17 protein-coding genes are annotated in these 15,536 nt (G+C 63.7%); 6 read left to right on the top strand and 11 right to left on the bottom strand.

The annotated features are described in order from the left end of the window. The first annotated feature begins 19 nt into the window (after positions 1–19). Positions 20–3,196: an efflux RND transporter permease subunit gene (locus tag X739_RS138350; protein ID WP_023796328.1), complete on the top strand. Its 3,177-nt coding sequence runs from the start codon at positions 20–22 to the stop codon at positions 3,194–3,196. Between the two features lie 97 nt (positions 3,197–3,293). Beyond that, the gene (locus X739_RS1000000168820; RefSeq protein WP_023773933.1) at positions 3,294–3,452 is read left to right on the top strand and encodes a DUF3309 family protein; all 159 of its coding nucleotides are present in this window, start codon (positions 3,294–3,296) and stop codon (positions 3,450–3,452) included. A 63-nt stretch (positions 3,453–3,515) separates the two neighbouring features. Here the strand turns inward: X739_RS1000000168820 and X739_RS138355 are convergent, their stop codons facing one another. Beyond that, entirely contained in the window at positions 3,516–4,475 is a 960-nt protein-coding gene (locus tag X739_RS138355) for an SDR family oxidoreductase (RefSeq protein ID WP_023796327.1), read from the bottom strand. Positions 4,476–4,591: 116 nt separating this feature from the next. On the opposite strand from X739_RS138355, the gene X739_RS138360 reads away from it, so the two are divergent. Beyond that, the gene (locus X739_RS138360) at positions 4,592–5,506 is read left to right on the top strand and encodes a LysR family transcriptional regulator (protein WP_023796326.1); all 915 of its coding nucleotides are present in this window, start codon (positions 4,592–4,594) and stop codon (positions 5,504–5,506) included. Here the strand turns inward: X739_RS138360 and X739_RS138365 are convergent. The 3 genes from X739_RS138365 to X739_RS138375 all read right to left on the bottom strand — a co-directional run bounded on the left by X739_RS138365 (position 5,464) and on the right by X739_RS138375 (position 7,863). Continuing rightward, the gene (locus X739_RS138365) at positions 5,464–6,645 is read right to left on the bottom strand and encodes an MFS transporter (protein ID WP_031252561.1); all 1,182 of its coding nucleotides are present in this window, start codon (positions 6,643–6,645) and stop codon (positions 5,464–5,466) included. The two genes, X739_RS138360 and X739_RS138365, sit on opposite strands and share 43 nt — an antisense overlap. 99 nt (positions 6,646–6,744) lie before the next feature. Continuing rightward, positions 6,745–7,053 (bottom strand): DUF1244 domain-containing protein, encoded by a 309-nt coding sequence (locus tag X739_RS138370; protein ID WP_023773937.1) that lies wholly within the window; start codon positions 7,051–7,053, stop codon positions 6,745–6,747. A gap of 12 nt (positions 7,054–7,065) precedes the next feature. Beyond that, complete coding sequence (locus tag X739_RS138375) at positions 7,066–7,863, bottom strand: N-formylglutamate amidohydrolase (RefSeq protein ID WP_023773938.1); 798 nt, start codon at positions 7,861–7,863, stop codon at positions 7,066–7,068. 214 nt (positions 7,864–8,077) lie between these two features. Between X739_RS138375 and X739_RS138380 the strand changes: the two genes are divergently transcribed. After that, positions 8,078–8,596: a DUF1036 domain-containing protein gene (locus tag X739_RS138380; protein WP_198019230.1), complete on the top strand. Its 519-nt coding sequence runs from the start codon at positions 8,078–8,080 to the stop codon at positions 8,594–8,596. Further along, positions 8,593–10,026, top strand: coding sequence for a pyruvate kinase (gene pyk / locus X739_RS138385; protein ID WP_023784804.1), 1,434 nt, complete (start codon positions 8,593–8,595; stop codon positions 10,024–10,026). The genes X739_RS138380 and pyk overlap by 4 nt, the downstream gene beginning before the upstream one ends. Here pyk and X739_RS138390 read toward each other — a convergent pair. From X739_RS138390 to ykgO, 4 genes are all read right to left on the bottom strand, one after another. After that, positions 9,996–10,499: a hypothetical protein gene (locus tag X739_RS138390; RefSeq protein WP_023773941.1), complete on the bottom strand. Its 504-nt coding sequence runs from the start codon at positions 10,497–10,499 to the stop codon at positions 9,996–9,998. The genes pyk and X739_RS138390 overlap by 31 nt on opposite strands. Before the next feature lie 52 nt (positions 10,500–10,551). After that, on the bottom strand, positions 10,552–11,619 hold the full coding sequence (locus tag X739_RS138395) for an alpha/beta hydrolase (protein ID WP_023796324.1): 1,068 nt from the start codon (positions 11,617–11,619) through the stop codon (positions 10,552–10,554). 74 nt (positions 11,620–11,693) lie between these two features. Further along, positions 11,694–12,341: a hypothetical protein gene (locus X739_RS138400; protein ID WP_023796323.1), complete on the bottom strand. Its 648-nt coding sequence runs from the start codon at positions 12,339–12,341 to the stop codon at positions 11,694–11,696. Positions 12,342–12,451: 110 nt separating this feature from the next. Beyond that, positions 12,452–12,577, bottom strand: a complete 126-nt coding sequence (gene ykgO, locus X739_RS138405) for a type B 50S ribosomal protein L36 (protein ID WP_006327841.1) — start codon at positions 12,575–12,577, stop codon at positions 12,452–12,454. A 241-nt stretch (positions 12,578–12,818) separates the two neighbouring features. On the opposite strand from ykgO, the gene X739_RS138410 reads away from it, so the two are divergent. Next, on the top strand, positions 12,819–13,238 hold the full coding sequence (locus X739_RS138410; RefSeq protein ID WP_023773944.1) for a lysozyme inhibitor LprI family protein: 420 nt from the start codon (positions 12,819–12,821) through the stop codon (positions 13,236–13,238). Positions 13,239–13,250: 12 nt separating this feature from the next. Here the strand turns inward: X739_RS138410 and X739_RS138415 are convergent, their stop codons facing one another. The 3 genes from X739_RS138415 to X739_RS138425 form a co-directional block, all read right to left on the bottom strand. After that, a complete protein-coding gene (locus X739_RS138415) occupies positions 13,251–14,327 on the bottom strand; it encodes a 5-(carboxyamino)imidazole ribonucleotide synthase (protein ID WP_023796322.1) in 1,077 nt (358 codons plus the stop codon). Beyond that, positions 14,324–14,821, bottom strand: a complete 498-nt coding sequence (gene purE / locus X739_RS138420; RefSeq protein WP_023796321.1) for a 5-(carboxyamino)imidazole ribonucleotide mutase — start codon at positions 14,819–14,821, stop codon at positions 14,324–14,326. Before purE ends, X739_RS138415 begins: the two co-directional genes overlap by 4 nt. A gap of 99 nt (positions 14,822–14,920) precedes the next feature. Then, positions 14,921–15,536 (bottom strand): anti-sigma factor (locus tag X739_RS138425; RefSeq protein ID WP_023796320.1); only part of this gene is annotated, 616 nt, incomplete at its 5' end.

Genomic DNA, 15,536 nt, shown 5'->3' with positions numbered 1-15,536 from the left:
GCAACAGCAGGCATAAGTCATGGATATCGTCAGACTCGCAATCAACAATGCCCGCCTGACCATCTCGGTCCTGGTCTTCCTGCTGATTGCAGGCTGGGTCGCCTATCAGTCGACACCGAAGGAAGCGGAACCCGACGTTCCGATTCCGATGATGTATGTCAGTCTGATCTATCAAGGCATTTCACCGGAGGATTCCGAGCGTCTTCTGCTGCGGCCGATGGAAAGCAAGTTGAAAAGCCTGAAGGGCCTCAAGGAGATGCGTTCGGCCGCCTTCCAGGGCGGCGGCTACGTTCTGGTCGAGTTCCAGCCGCAGACGAACCTTGCGACGGCGCTGCAGGATACGCGCTCCAAGGTGCAGGACGGCAAGGCCGACCTGCCGCAGGCGGCCGAGGAGCCTGTCGTCACCGAGGTCAACATCTCGGAATTCCCGGTGCTCGTCGTCACGCTTTCCGGCGAATTGCCGGAGCGCGTTTTGACGGCCGCGGCCCGTGAACTGCGTGATCGCATCGAGGAAGTGCCCGGCGTGCTCGAAGGCTCGTTGCAGGGCTCGCGCGACGATCTGGTCGAAGTCGTCATCGATCCGATGAAGCTGTCGTCCTATGGCCTGCAGCTCGACCAGCTGATCGGCGCTGTCGGTGCTTCCAACAGCCTGGTCGCCGCCGGCAATATCGAGGGCTCGGAAGGCAAATATGCCGTCAAGGTGCCGTCGCTGATCGAGACACCGGAGGATGTGGCGGCACTGCCCGTGGTCGCCGGGCCCAATGCCGTGGTGCAGGCCAAGGACATCGCGACGATACGCTCGACCTTCGCCGACGCGACGACAATCACGCGCCTCAACGGCAAGCCGGCCATCGCCATCGAAGTCAAGAAGCGCATCGGCGCCAATCTGATCGACACGCTGACCAAGGTCAGGGAGGTGTCCGACGCTTTCGTCAAGACGATGCCCGAGGGCATGCACGTCACCTACACGCAGGACAAGTCCGTCTTCGTCAACCAGCTGTTGGGCGACTTGCAGAACCACGTGATGATCGCCGTCATCCTGGTGTTCATCGTCATCCTCTACGCGCTGTCCGGCCGGGCCTCGCTGCTGATTGGCCTTGCCATTCCGTCGTCCTTCCTGGTCGGTATCCTGCTGCTTGCCATGATGGGCTACACGATCAACATGATCGTGTTGTTCAGCCTTATTCTGGCGGTCGGCATGCTGGTCGACGACGCCATCATCGTCACCGAGTTCGCCGAACGACGGATGAGCGAGGGCATGCCGAAGCAGGAAGCCTTCGCGCTCGCCGCCAAGCGCATGGCCGGCCCGGTCATCGCAGCGACGATGACGCGTATCGCCGCCTTCTCGCCGCTCCTGTTCTGGCCCGGGATCATCGGCGATTTCATGAAGTACATGCCGATCACGCTAATCGTCACGCTGTCGGCCTCGATGCTCTATGCGCTGGTTTTCGCGCCGACGCTGGGCGCCATATTCGCCAAGGCGCCGCAGCATCACGAGGATGGCAATCGCGACGGCTGGTACATGGCTGTCGTCAAGCAAGCGGTGCGCTTTCCCATCACCGTGATCGTGCTCACCGTCGTCTTGCTGACGGGTATTTTCGTTGGCTATTCAAAGTACGGTGCCGGCGTCGAATTCTTCCCTAGCGTCGAACCCGACTATGGCCTGCTTTACGTGCATGCCCGCGGCAACCTTTCGCTGGCCGAAATGGATACGGCGACCAAGATCGCCGAAAACCGATTGCTCGGCTGGCCCGGCGTGAAGTCGGTCTACACCCGCGTCGGCAAGACGCAGGGCGGCGGCCAGGATGTGCCCGAGGACGTCGTCGGCGTCATCCAGTACGAATTCATCGACTGGCGCGAACGCAAGTCCGCGGACCAGATACTAAGCGATCTGCGCGGCGTGATGGCCGGCATTCCCGGGGTCAACGTCGAGGTGCGCGTGCCGGAAGCCGGTCCGCCAACCGGCAAGCCAATCCAGATCAGGCTCTCGGCCGTCGATCCAGCCGGCCTCGACGACAAGGCGCGCGCCGTGGCTGCGCGTATCGCCAAGGTGCCGGGCGTCATCGATATTTCCGATGGCCTGCCGCCGCCTGGCGTCGACTGGGCTCTCGAGGTCGACCGCGCCAAGGCCGCGCAATACGGCATCAGTCCGACTTCCGTCGGCACCGTGGTGCAGCTGGTGACGAACGGACTGAAGCTTTCCGAATACCGGCCCGCTGGCGCCGACGACGCCGTCGACATCCGCCTGCGTCTTCCGGAAGACCGGCGCACGCTGTCGACGCTGGACGAGCTCAGGGTGCAGACCTCGCAAGGGTCGGTGCCGATCTCGAACTTCGTCGTGCGCAAACCCGAGCCGACGGTCGGCATCCTCAACCGCATCGACGGCGCCCGCACCGTGGTGGTGCAGGCCAACGTCACGGCCGGCAGCCAAGTCGCTGTCGTGCAGCAGGAGGTCACCCAGGCCGTCACCGATATGAATCTGGGCAGCGGAATACGCTGGAAGCTCGCCGGATCGAATGAGGACAGCGCGGAAGCCAGCGCCTTCCTCAGCAAGGCCTTCGGCGCGGCGATCTTCCTGATCTTCCTGGTGCTGCTCGCGCAGTTCAACAAATTCACCAGCGTATGGCTGGTGCTGTCCTGCGTGGTCATGGCGACAATCGGCGTGTTCCTCGGACTGCTTATCACAGGCGAGACGTTCGGCATTGTCATGTCCGGCATTGGCGTCATCGCGCTGGCCGGCGTGGTGGTGAACAACAACATCGTGTTAATCGACACCTACGACCGGCTGCGCGAGGAGGGCTGGGACAAGATGGACGCGGTGCTGCAGACCTGCCGCGAGCGTGCGCGACCGGTTGTGCTGACGGCGGTGTCGGCGATTCTCGGCGTGCTGCCGATCGCCTTCGGCCTTGGGCTCGAAATCTTCCATCACGAGACGACGATCAATGCGCCGTCGACGCAATGGTGGATTTCGCTGTCCTCGGCGATCGTCTTCGGCCTGTCCTTCGCCACCATTCTGACGCTGGTGGTGACGCCGTCGATGCTGATGGTTTTCACCCGCGCCAAGGTCAAGCCCGGCGCGCGGCGCGGCTTAATCAGCCGTCTCTTCCGGCGCGGCAAGGGCGAGATCTCGTCCCAAGGACCTTTGGCAGATGTCGGCGCCGAGCCGGCGGTCAGCTTCCCGAAGGCCGCGGAATAGAGCGTTTCGCAAGCCCGAGCAACAAAGGCCGTCCGGGAACAACCGGACGGCCTTTCGCATTGTTCCCTGGAATGCAACCAGACGGCGAGGGCTCAAAATGGCCATCAGCACACTTCTCGTTATCATCCTGATCCTGATCCTGATCGGCGCGGTGCCGGCATGGCCGCATTCCCGCTCCTGGGGCTACGGACCATCGGGCATTGTCGGCGTCATCCTGGTCGTGGTGCTGATCCTGCTTGTGCTGGGAAGGATCTGACGACAACTATCACCGCCGGACCCTTACTGAGCCCAGCCGTTCTCATCTGGCCAGCAAGCTCGATCAGGCGGCCTGGCGACGGGCGGGCGCGACGGCGATGCCGATATCCTGCAAGGCTTTGTTCACGGCCTGATCGAGCGGCGTATGCGGGATTTCGCCGATGATGCCTTCCAGCCGCGTCGAAGCCAGCTGGTGCGGTTCGAAGCGCAGGTAGGACATCGAGACGATCTCCCGCCACATCGCCACGAACGGGCTGCCGGCACGCAGCACCCACCAGGGCATCGAAGTCACTTTGAGCTGATAGCCAACCGCCTTCTCGGCGGCCGCCTTGATCTGCAGGTCGGTGACCGCGTGGCCGGGAAAGTTCAGCGCTTCATAGGAGCCGAGTTTGTCCAGGGTCCTGGCGAGCGCCACGAAACCTACGGCGAAATCGGGCAGATAGGCCCATTCATGCACGAGGTCGGCCGGGCCGGGCGCGGTGTAGATGCCCTTGTTGATCTTGGCGGCGACGACAAGGTCGAACCAGGAGCCACTGCCAGTGCCGCCGAAGAAGTCGCCGGCCCGCAGAACAACGGTGCGCACCCGACCGGCCTCGGCCTCACGGCGGAACAGATCCTCCATGGCACAGCGAATGCGACCCTTCTCGGTCGTCGGATGGAACGGCGTGTCTTCCGATATCACCGCCGGCATGGGCGAGCCGTAATTATAGACCGTGCCGGGGAAGAGATGCAGCGCGTTGTTGGCGTGGCAGGCGGCCATGACATTTTCAGCCATCGGCAGGCATTTGCCCCAGTCGGTGTAGATCGGATTGAGGCCGTTGAAGATGATATCCACCCCTTCGGTGGCCTGGATCAGCGATTGACGGTCCAGCGCATCGCCGGCAACCGTCGTGGCGCCCTTGAGTTCGGCCGGTACGTTGCCAGTGCGGGTAACGGCGCGCACATCGAAGCCGGCATCGATGAAAGCCTTGGCGACCACGCGGCCGAGCCGGCCATTGGCGCCGAGAATTGCGATCCTGGTCATTTCTGAGATCTCCTGGTTAGTGGTTGCAGTTCGTATCGCTGTTTGCAGGGGGAATATGCGTGCCTCACGCATGAATTGAAATTGACTATGGATGCAGTCTTAATATTCATTATTGAATGACTGACATCGATTGGAACCTGATCAAGAGCTTCGTCACGGTCGCGGAAACCGGCAGCTTGTCGGCCGCCGCGCGAAAGCTGTCGGCCAGCCAGCCGACGCTTGGCCGTCACATCACCGAACTGGAACATGCGCTCGGCGTTACCCTGTTCCGGCGTGGGCGAAGCGGTTATGCGCTGACGGAAGCAGGGGCCACGTTGTTCGAGCGCGGAAAAACGGTCAGCGAACAGGCCAGTGCCTTTTCACGGCTGGCGCTGGGTTCGGTCGAGGCCATCGAAGGCACCGTGCGCATCGCCGCCAGCGAAGTAGTGGCTGCCTATGTGCTGCCCGAAATGATGGCGCGGCTCGGCATCGAGGAACCCGGCATCGAGGTCGAGATCGTTGCCTCGAACCAGGTCGAAAACCTGCTGCGCCGGGATGCCGACATTGCCATCCGCATGGTCAAGCCGGCGCAGAACGAACTGGTGGCGCGCAAGGTCTGCGATATCGCACTCTGCGCCTGCGCGGCCATTGCCTATCTCGACCGGCGCGGCCGTCCGCTCGGGCCGGCCGATCTCGTCGATCATCCCTTGATCGGCTTCGATCGCAGCGACGAGATGATCCGGGGCTTTACGCAATTAGGCATTCCGGTCAGCCGAAGCAGCTTCCGCTTCAGGGCCGACAGCCAAATGGTCCTGTGGGAGGCGGTGCGGACGGGAAACGGCATTGGTCTTGGCCAGGAGCCGCTGGCCGATCGCGATCCGCTGGTGGAGAAGGTGCTGCCCGGCCTGCCGCTGCCCGAGCTGCCGGTATGGCTGGCGATGCATCGCGACGTGCGCAGCAGCGTGCGCATCCGCCGCGTGGCCGACTTTCTCCATGAGGAATTGAAACGTTATTCGGCTGGTGCGACGTCGGGAGCGAATTCGGCGCGGTGAGCGAGACCCGCCATCAGCAAGACGACGATCAGCAGCACCGACATGGCGATGAAGATCGGCCCGAAGCTGGAATGTTCGGCGACGAAGCCGATCGCCGACGGCGCCACCAGAATGCCGGAATAGCCCATGGTGGTGACGACGCTCATGCCGGTGCCCGACGACATGCCCTCCTGGTTGCCGCCGGCGGAAAAGATGATCGGCACCATGTTGGCGATGCCGAAGCCGCAAAGCGCAAAGGCTGCGATGGCGAGCCAAGGCGAGGGCGACAGGCCGGCGATCAGCATGCCGGCGGCCGCGACGATGGCCGAGCCGCGCAGTGTCATCACCGCGCCGAAGCGGTTGCGGACGCCATCCCCGAAAAAGCGCATGATCGCCATGACCCCGGAAAAGGCGGCGTAGGCAAGACCGGCGACGGCGAGGTCGGCGCCGAGTTCCTGCCGCAGGTACAGCGCCGCCCAATCGAGCACCGCGCCCTCTGAAATCATCGTCAGCAGGGCCATCAGGCCGATCAGGTAGACCAATGGATTTGCCGGCAGAGCGAATTTATGATGCTCGGTCGCCTGCGGTCTGTTTTCGGCCACGATGTGGGGCACCGCCGCCGCGATTGCCGCGAAGGCAAGCGCGGTCACCACCGCGGCATGGGCGAGGTGGCCATAAGTCTGGATGGCGTAGCCGCCAAGGGCGCCGCCGGCGAAACCGCCGAGGCTCCAGAAGCCGTGCGACGATGACATGATGGCGCGCCCTAGCCGCCGTTCCACCACCACCGCATTGGCATTCATGGCGACATCCATGCCGCCGATGGAGCCGCCGAAGATGAACATGGCGATGGCTGCCAGCGGCACGTTGGGGGCCAGCGCCACGACCAGCAGGCCGAGGCTGCCGCAGAGGCCGAACCAGCGCAGCACGGTGCGCGAGCCGTGTTTGGAGATCAGGTGGCCGCACCATGTCATGGCGGTGACCGCGCCGGCGCCGAACAATAGGATCAGCAGGCCGAGCGTGAATTTCGAGATGTCCAACCGGGTCAGGAAGACAGGAATCTGCGGCGCCCAGCTGCCGGTCAGGAAACCATTGGCGAGGAAAATGGCCGCCACGGCCCATCGCCCGCGAATGGCAGTCTGCATGGGGTTCGAAGCGTTCATGGGACGAATCCGGTCAGAAAATGGCTATGCGCGGCAAATTAGATCGATTCAATTTTCAGTCAAGCGCTGTTGATGGGAAAGCATTTGGGCCAAACGGACTCAGTGATCCTTGGGGCGCCGCGCTTCGAATTCCGCCTTCTTGGCATCCGAAGCCTCTGTCTGGTTGAGCGCCTGCCACTGCGCATAGGGCATCCCGTAGACGATCTCGCGCGATTGGTCCTTGCCGAGCTCGACGCCTTCGGCATTGGCTGCTTCGCGGTACCAGTTCGAGAGGCAGTTGCGGCAGAAGCCGGCGAGGTTCATCAGATCGATGTTCTGCACGTCGCCCCGTTCACGCAAGTGCTCGACCAGTCGCCGAAAGGCGGCGGCCTCGAAGTCGCGCTTCTGTTCGTCGCTGAGTTCGGTCATCCGAAACCTCCGTCATAGCGGCCCGGTGCGCGAGCCGAACATCTTCACCGCATGTATATCGGGACGGTGGTCGATCGCGTCAACGATCGGTGAGAGCCGCCCGGCCCAGGCGAGAATGCCCTTCTGGTCCGCTATCAGATCCTGGCGGATTTCGATCAGCGCGTGGGCATAGCCATTGACAATGGCGTGCCTGAACATGGTGTCGCCGCGCAAAGCGCCGTCATAGGGCTCATTGTCGCCGACGACGAGTTCTTTGTCCTCAGCCAGCATATCGATCAGCGGTCGCGCCACCCGATCGTCCTTGTCCCAAAGGATACCGACATGCCACGGACGTTGCTTGCCCTGCATGGCAGGGGTGAAGGAATGCACCGAGAAGATGAAAGGTGCTTGCCCGGAAGCTTGCGCGACCGACGCAATCACGGCGCCGACCGCGTCGTGATAAGGGCGGTAGAAGCGATCGAGCCGCCTTTCGCGTTCCTCCTGCGCCAGGGGATAATTTCCCGGAATGAGGGTGCCGTCGTAAAGCTGGCGAATGAGTGTTGGATCGTCCTCGCCTCGGTTGGGATCGATCAGCAGCCGCGAGAAATTGGCGAGCACCGCCGGCGCACCGAGCAGGGCGGCTAGTTCACGCGTCACCGCTTCGACGCCAATGTCATAGGCGATATGGCGGTCGAATTCGGCCGCGGGCAGCCCCAGGCTGCCATACTCTTCCGGCAGGTCGCGGCGGGCATGATCGGCCAGAAGCACGATGCCTCGCTTGCGGTCGCCCTCGACAATGTCGAAGGGCGCGAAAACTGTGGATCGGGTCATTGGCGGAAAATGGTCGTTCGCTGGCCTTCGGGGAGGATGCTATCGTCATTCCATGAAGACGACCTCTGCGCAATGCCGTTGTTTAGCCAAGGTTTCCCGGAAAATCTGGCACCGGGCGACGGTCGCGCGCCGGGAGCCTTCCTAAATCGATTGGAATTGGTCAAAACGGCGCGTTGACATGCGCCCGGACTTTTCCGAAAAGGGGCGCAGAGAGATGCTGATGTGGTTCTTGAGGGGTTTTAGGATGGCTTCCGCCGGCGGGCAGCGCGCGCGCCTTGCCTTAGCCATGCCGCTCCTGACGCTCGCCGTGGGATTGTCCGCGATGGTCACAGCTTCGCCGGCGCGCGCCGACTTCCGCGTCTGCAACGCCACGCAGAACCTGGTCGGCGTCGGAATCGGCTACCGGGCCAAGGCCGGCTGGATCACCGAGGGCTGGTGGCACATCGAGGGATCGAGCTGCAAGACGTTGATCGAAGGGCCGCTGTCATCAAGGTTTTACTATCTTTATGCAGAAGACGCCGAGCGCGGTGGACGCTGGGACGGCCCGATCAACATGTGCGTGGCTGAAAAAGAGTTCAGGATTGCCGGCGTAAGCGACTGCGTCGCCCGGGGCTTCCAGCGCGCCGGATTCCAGGAATATGACACGGGCGAGCAGGCAAGCTGGATGGTCCAGCTCACCGACGAGCCCGCAACGGGAGGCGCTCCAGCCGCCCCGGGAACGAACAGTCAATGAGACGTAGCCGCAAGGTCAAGATCCTAGCCACAATCGGTCCGGCATCTTCCTCCGAGGAGATGCTGAAGAAGCTGTTCGAAGCCGGCGCCGATGTGTTCCGCATCAATATGAGCCATACCGATCATGAGTTGATGCGCACGCTGGTCGCCCGCATCCGCGCCGTCGAGGAAAAAGTCGGCAGGCCGATCGGCATCCTTGCCGACCTGCAAGGCCCGAAGCTGCGCGTCGGCAAGTTCGCCAATGGCAAGGAAGTCTTGACGCTGGGCCAGACATTCACGCTCGACGACAATCCCGAGCCCGGCACCTCGACAAGGGTCTACCTGCCGCATCCCGAAATCCTGAGCTCGGTCGAGGCTGGCCATCGCCTCCTGATCGACGACGGCAAGCTCGAACTGAAGGCGGTAAAGAGCGACGGCAAGTCGATCGTCTGCACTGTCATTGCCGGCACTACTATTTCCGACAAGAAGGGCGTCAGCCTGCCCGATACCGACCTGCCGGTCGGCGCGCTGACCGAGAAGGATCGCAAGGATCTCGACGCGGTGCTCGCCACGGGCGTCGACTGGGTCGCGCTATCCTTCGTGCAGCGGCCGGAAGATCTGGCCGAAGCGCGCAAGATCGCCCGCGGCCGGGCGCTGATCATGGCCAAGATCGAAAAGCCGCAGGCCGTGGCCCGGCTGGCCGAGATCATCGAACTGTCCGACGCGCTGATGGTCGCCCGCGGCGATCTCGGCGTCGAAATGCCGTTGGAGGCGGTGCCCGGCATCCAGAAGCAGATCACGCGCGCCGCGCGCCGCGCCGGCAAGCCGGTGGTGGTCGCCACGCAGATGCTGGAATCGATGATAACGGCCCCTGTGCCGACCCGCGCCGAAGTGTCCGACGTTTCGATCGCCGTCTTCGAAGGCGCCGACGCGATCATGCTGTCGGCGGAATCGGCGGCGGGCGCCTATCCGGTCGAAGCGGTGGCGATGATGAACCGCATCGCCGCCAAGGTCGAAACCGATCCAACCTATGCCGGCATCATCAACGCGCAACGCTCCGAGCCGGAAGCGACGGGCGCCGATGCCATTTCGCTGGCCGCACGCGAAATCGCCGAAACGCTGAAACTTTCTGCGATCATCACCTACACGGCATCGGGCACAACCGGCCTGCGCGCCGCGCGTGAACGTCCGCAGGTGCCGATCATCGCGCTGTCGCCGATCCTCAACACGGCGCGACGGCTGTCGCTTTTGTGGGGCACGCATTGCGTCGTCTCGCCCGATGCGACCGATCTCGACGACATGGTCGACCGCGCCTGCCGCATTGCGCTGGAAGAAGACTTCGGCAAGCCGGGCGACCGGGTCATCATCACCGCCGGTGTGCCGCTGCGGACTCCGGGATCGACCAACATGCTGCGCATCGCCTATGTCGGATCGGAAACAGCCGGCCGGTAGTCGGCCGCCAACCTCGTTGCAGCCCTGAGCGCTCTTGCCGCGGCTTCCGCGTGGTTTCTTCGCTGGAGAAACTGTCGCGCGCGAGGAATGGGGTCATGCGGATACTGATCCGGGCCGAGCATCTTTCGCCGGTTGAGTTCGGTCTTATCGAGCAGATCGAAATCCACTTTCGCAATCGTGCAATGCCATCCGGCGTTGCGCGAAGCCCAGCTTCTTTCATGGTGTTCGAGCAACCGCTCTCGGGCGCAATAGCCGTGATAGTCGAAAGCGATCAGGCCGTTCGTCACATAGATATGGTTTCCTGAAAAACCTACGTCAGGAATGATCCGTTCGCCGTAAAATCCCTCCAATGGCGGATGCCTGAGGAAGGTGCCGGCGAGAATGGCGCATGCGCCGTGACCGAAGAAGATGCGATCCGGCAGCGCCCATCGCTTTTGCGGATTTCTCTTTATGCCGTGTTTCAGGACGTACATTCCGCTCTGATCCCAATGGCGGCCTGCGATGGCCGTTTTCGGACGGCACGCATCAGGTCGGCGCGAGTTCCGCTTCAGGTTCTTTGATGTCGGAGCATTTGCCCGCGCCGTACGTGTCGCCGGCAATCCGTAGCTCCACCGTCCTGGCGATTGCTTCCAGATCGATATCCTTGCCGCCGACTTTCTCGATGGCGCCGACGACGAGGTCGGATGCGATCCAGTCCGGCTTATGACCGAGATTATGCACCCAGACGAGCTCGGCGCCGGGGATGTCGCGCACCAGGCCGAGGGAGTGGATCCGGGCATAGACGACCTTGTCGCGGTCGCCGGAGATGACCACGGTCGGGGCCGTGATCTCTTTGTAGTGCGGTGCGGCGCCGAGCGCATAGCGATAGAGGCCGGCAACGTCTGTGGCGTTGGCGCGAAAAGCCGACGGCCGCAGCACCAGCGGGATCGAGGTTGCGGCGAGATAATTGTCCGGCACCTTGTTGGGTGAGAAGACGCAGATCGTGGCGTCCGCCATCCGCAGCGTCCCGGCCGGATAGGTCAGCGTCTCGGAGAACAGCCGGCCGATCACCGGAATGATCGTCAGGTCGTAGTACCAGGACGTCGCGCCGCCCGGCCAGGGATGGGTCGCCGGCGCCAGGAAGACCAGGCCGAGCGTCTTGTCCGCATGCTCGCGGCCGAAAGCCGCCGTCACCACGCCGCCGAAGGAATGGCCGACGATGATCGCCTTCGTGATGCCGAGACGGTCCATGAGGGCGGCGATGGTTGCGGCTTGCGCCGATGGGTCCTCATTGTTGCCTGGACCGCGGCCGGACCAGCCAAAACCAGGCCGGTCGAAGAACAGCATTTCGGCGCGGCCTTCAAGCAGCGGCCTGAGTGGCAGCATCTGGTCCTTCAAATTGGCGCTGGCGCCATGGATGAAGACGATCGGCGGCAGATCCGCATTGGCTGGGGCGGGGATGTGGACATAGTGGATGCGGGCACCGTTGATGTCGGCGAACGCGCCGACCGACGGACCGCGGAGCTCGATCAGCCACGAGCCGGCGCGGGTGACGCCGACAAGGGCAAGGACAAGCGCCATCAGGAAGGCGAGCGTGGCATAGATCAGGTTCATGTGGGGATATACGGGAATGCAGGGGGATAAGTTGTGAGGCAGTAGCGCTGGCTCCAGGGCCGGCGCCTAATCTATCAAATGCCTTCGCCGGCAAGCTCTTCCGACAGGGTCGCGACCTGGTTCTGGGCGCTGCGCATCATCGGGTAGATGGCCAGCACCTTCTGCCAGGCCTCGAGCGCCGATTGCTTGTGGCCGGTTTCGGCCATGATCTGGGCCAGGCCCGACAGCGCGCCGAAATGGCGAGGCTCGAGCTGCAGCGTGCGGTCGATGTCGGCCATCGACTTGCCGTAGTTCTTCATCATGAAATGAACGGTGGCGCGACGGTTCCAGCCTTCGGCGTAGCTTGGCTGCAACGTCACCACCTGGTCCAGGAAATCGAGCGCGACGTCGAACTTCTGCTCGTTTATCGCCTTTTGCGACCACTGCATCATCAGGTCGATCGAGGCGCTGCCGGACTGGAACCATTCGTTCCAGATGTTGCCGGCAATGCGCTCGGCGGCCTTTTCGTTGCGCTCGCGCTTCAGTTCGGAGAACAGTTTGTCGAGCCGGGCCTGTTTCGTCATCGGCGTGGCCGGAGTGTCCGGAGCCGCTGGCTGGGCATCGGCGGGCGCCGGCTGACCATCCGCGGCCGCCAGCGCGATCGGCCGATCACCGGCTTGGGTCGGCAGGGAGATGACGCCGGAAACCAGCAAAGTCGTCAAGAATACAAAAATAATCCGCATCGCCCGAGTTTAATCCCGGGCGGCGGAACATCAAAGTGATTTTAGCATGGGAAGGCCGGCTGGCCGACAAGCATCATGGGCGGAGGCGAAAAAAGCCTCCGGCCGAAAACTCAACCCTGGCGCGCCTTGTAGCGCGGGGCGGTCTTGTTGATGATGTAAACGCGGCCCTTGCGGCGAACCAGCTGGTTGTCGCGGTGACGCGCCTTCAACGCCTTGAGCGAATTCTTGATCTTCATGGTCTTGCCTGTCGGTCTGGACCCGGTCCGGGTCGAATTTTTAAGGCGCGCCAGAAGACGCGCCTTTTGAACGGTGGGTGGCTCATAAACGAGGAGACTTGCCCATGTCAACCGTAAGTCAACCGCAAGCGTGCTCCATGTCCTGATATCATCAAATATCCGCCATGTCCGCCCCGTGGCATTGCGCGGCCATGAGCCGGCTGGGATGATGCAGTTTATCTCAAGTGATTTGGGGACGACCATGCGCCGAATATCCCTCTCCGCCTGCCTCGTCATCCTGGCGGCGAGCTCGGCTGTCCGAGCGCAGGAATGCGACCGCTCCGACGACAGCCAGCAGATGATGAATATCTGTGCCGGCGAGGAATATCAGGCGGCCGACGCCAGGCTCAATGCGACCTATCAGGCGCTGATCGGCTCCGATGATGCCGACGGCAAGAGATTGCTTCAGGTGGCACAACGCGCCTGGATCAGCTTCCGGGATGCGGAATGCGCGCATAACACCGCCGCCAGCCAGGGCGGGTCCATCCATGCGATGGAGGTCTCGCAATGCCTGACCAGGCTGACCGATGATCGCATCAAGCAGCTCGCCGCCTCCGCCAATTGCGAGGAAGGCGATGTAAGTTGCGCCAGCCCCGACGCGGACAGCGACGAGGTGCAATAGGCGTGTCTGGTATCAGCCCCGGCGGCTGATGCGGGTGAAATGACCCATCTTGCGACCGGGCCGGGCCTCGGCCTTGCCGTAGAGATGCAGCATCAGGTCGGGCTCGGCGAGCAAGGCGGGAACGCGCAGCACGTCGTCGCCGATCAGGTTCTGCATCACGCAATCGGAATGACGGTTCGAGCTTCCCAATGGCAGGCCAGCAATGGCGCGGATATGCTGCTCGAACTGCGAAACGATGCAGGCGGCTTCGGTCCAATGGCCGGAATTGTGGACGCGGGGGGCGATCTCGTTGGCCAGCAGCGAGCCGTCGGCCAGTACGAAGAACTCGACACCGAGGACGCCGACATAGTCGAGCGCCGACAGGATTTTCGTCGCCGCGTCTTTCGCGTCCCGCCCGGTTGCCGGCGCAACGCCGGCCGGCAAGGTCGATGTGTGCAGAATGCCGTCGCGGTGCACATTCCAGGCTGGATCGTAGGCGGCGACAGTGCCGTCCAGCCCTCGCGCGGCGATGACGGAAATCTCGCGCTCGAACCGCACGAAGCTTTCCAGGATCAGCGGCACATTGCCCATCGCCTCGCAGATGCCGGCGAAACCGCCGGCTTCCATGTTGCGGAAGACGCGCTGGCCCTTGCCATCGTAGCCCATTCGCCGCGTCTTCAGGATGCCGCTGCCGCCGAATGCCTTCAGCGCCGCCGCCAACTCCTCGTCGGTGTCGACTTGATTGAACGCGGCTGTGGCGATGCCGATGCCCTTGAGGAATGTCTTTTCGCTCACCCGGTCCTGCGCCACGTCAAGCGCGCGCGGCGGCGGATAGACCGGCACTTTGGCGGCAAGCGCGGTTGCGGCGGCGACCGGCACGTTCTCGAACTCATAGGTGACGACGGCGCTTGCAGCCGCCAGTTGGGCAAGCGCGGACGGGTCGTCATAGGCGGCCGTGATCTGCCGGTTGGCGACCTGTGCCGCCGGGCAATCCGGTTGAGGCTCCAGCACGATGGTGCGGTAGCCTAGCCGGGCGGCGGCCATTGCCAGCATGCGGCCAAGCTGGCCGCCGCCAATGATGCCGATGGTCGATCCGGCGGGCAGGCTCACGGCGTATCCGTCGGTTCGGCCGCGACCTTGGCGGTCTGCGAGGCGCGCCAGGCATCGAGGCGATGGGCAAGCTTGTCGTCGTTGAGCGCCAGCACGGCGGCGGCCAGCAGGGCCGCGTTGGCCGCACCAGCCTTGCCGATGGCCAGCGTTCCCACAGGAATGCCGGCCGGCATCTGGACGATCGACAGCAGCGAATCCTGGCCCGACAGCGCCTTCGATTCCACCGGCACGCCGAACACCGGCAGTGGCGTCATCGCCGCCGTCATGCCGGGCAGATGCGCGGCACCGCCGGCGCCGGCGATGATGACCTTGTAGCCGGCGGCCTTGGCGCCCTTGGCGAACTCATAGAGCCGGTCGGGCGTGCGGTGCGCCGAAATGATCAGCCGTTTGTGGGGCACACCAAGCGCCTCCAGCGTCTCCGCTGCCTGACGCATCGTCGCCCAGTCGGATTGGCTGCCCATGATGATGGCGACGTCGGCGCGTTGATCGTCCAAGCTTCTGCTCCCCGGCGACAAAGGCGCGCCTTAGCGGAATTCGCGCGGGGCCGCAAGGATTTCAGGCCATCGGCGAGATGCCGACGGCCACATTCCGACTCATACCGCCGCCTTGCGGAAGCGAGCGACGAAGTCGTCGAGTTCGGGGCGCTCCATGTCGGAGATCGCCCAGTAGGAGAAGGCGCCGTCGCTCCAGTGCACCATCGAAAAGCCGCCGGAGGAAAGATCGTCCGGCTGGGTGGTCTTGCCGCCCTGCTGCGGCTCGGCGACCAGCGTGATCAGGTGCTCGCGGTGGCGGTAGACCAGTGCCGGCACCGGCCGGCCCGACATCACCTCGACCCGGCCGCCGATGAGGGCGAAACCGTCCTGGGCAAGGTCCGGCGCCGGCGGCGAGACACCGATGCGGGCGTCGAGCCACGGTTTGACCGTATGGCGGTCGGAGGAAACGATGTCGATCGGGCTCGCGGCGAGCAGGCTGCGACGATGGCCGCTGGCGACGGCCGCCGCCAAGCCGTCTTCGGCGCCGTTGAACATCACCCATTGCGTCGCGCCGCTGGCCAGCACCGCGCTGATCATGATCGACGCCGCCATGGCGCGCCAGTCGAACGAGCCGAAGCGGCTTGCCCTCGGCGATCTCCGCGCCAGCGAAGGACGCGTCCCGGCTTCACGCCGCTGGCCTGCGCCAGCGCCCGCAATCAAGCCCGGCAGCGCCGGC

Origin of the sequence: Mesorhizobium sp. LNHC209A00 (genome assembly GCF_000502915.1) — a bacterium.
Classification (GTDB): Bacteria; Pseudomonadota; Alphaproteobacteria; order Rhizobiales; family Rhizobiaceae; genus Mesorhizobium.
Note: the sequence above shows the minus strand (reverse complement) of the source record. Positions and strands in the feature narration are given on the sequence as shown.

What these genes read in the sequence shown, in the direction of transcription:
- X739_RS138350 (WP_023796328.1), top strand. Translation starts at nt 20, where the DNA reads ATGGATATCGTCAGACTCGCAATCAACAATGCCCGCCTGACCATCTCG.
- X739_RS1000000168820 (WP_023773933.1), top strand. Translation starts at nt 3,294, where the DNA reads ATGGCCATCAGCACACTTCTCGTTATCATCCTGATCCTGATCCTGATC.
- X739_RS138355 (WP_023796327.1), bottom strand. Translation starts at nt 4,475, where the DNA reads ATGACCAGGATCGCAATTCTCGGCGCCAATGGCCGGCTCGGCCGCGTG.
- X739_RS138360 (WP_023796326.1), top strand. Translation starts at nt 4,592, where the DNA reads ATGACTGACATCGATTGGAACCTGATCAAGAGCTTCGTCACGGTCGCG.
- X739_RS138365 (WP_031252561.1), bottom strand. Translation starts at nt 6,645, where the DNA reads ATGAACGCTTCGAACCCCATGCAGACTGCCATTCGCGGGCGATGGGCC.
- X739_RS138370 (WP_023773937.1), bottom strand. Translation starts at nt 7,053, where the DNA reads ATGACCGAACTCAGCGACGAACAGAAGCGCGACTTCGAGGCCGCCGCC.
- X739_RS138375 (WP_023773938.1), bottom strand. Translation starts at nt 7,863, where the DNA reads ATGACCCGATCCACAGTTTTCGCGCCCTTCGACATTGTCGAGGGCGAC.
- X739_RS138380 (WP_198019230.1), top strand. Translation starts at nt 8,078, where the DNA reads ATGCTGATGTGGTTCTTGAGGGGTTTTAGGATGGCTTCCGCCGGCGGG.
- pyk (WP_023784804.1), top strand. Translation starts at nt 8,593, where the DNA reads ATGAGACGTAGCCGCAAGGTCAAGATCCTAGCCACAATCGGTCCGGCA.
- X739_RS138390 (WP_023773941.1), bottom strand. Translation starts at nt 10,499, where the DNA reads ATGTACGTCCTGAAACACGGCATAAAGAGAAATCCGCAAAAGCGATGG.
- X739_RS138395 (WP_023796324.1), bottom strand. Translation starts at nt 11,619, where the DNA reads ATGAACCTGATCTATGCCACGCTCGCCTTCCTGATGGCGCTTGTCCTT.
- X739_RS138400 (WP_023796323.1), bottom strand. Translation starts at nt 12,341, where the DNA reads ATGCGGATTATTTTTGTATTCTTGACGACTTTGCTGGTTTCCGGCGTC.
- ykgO (WP_006327841.1), bottom strand. Translation starts at nt 12,577, where the DNA reads ATGAAGATCAAGAATTCGCTCAAGGCGTTGAAGGCGCGTCACCGCGAC.
- X739_RS138410 (WP_023773944.1), top strand. Translation starts at nt 12,819, where the DNA reads ATGCGCCGAATATCCCTCTCCGCCTGCCTCGTCATCCTGGCGGCGAGC.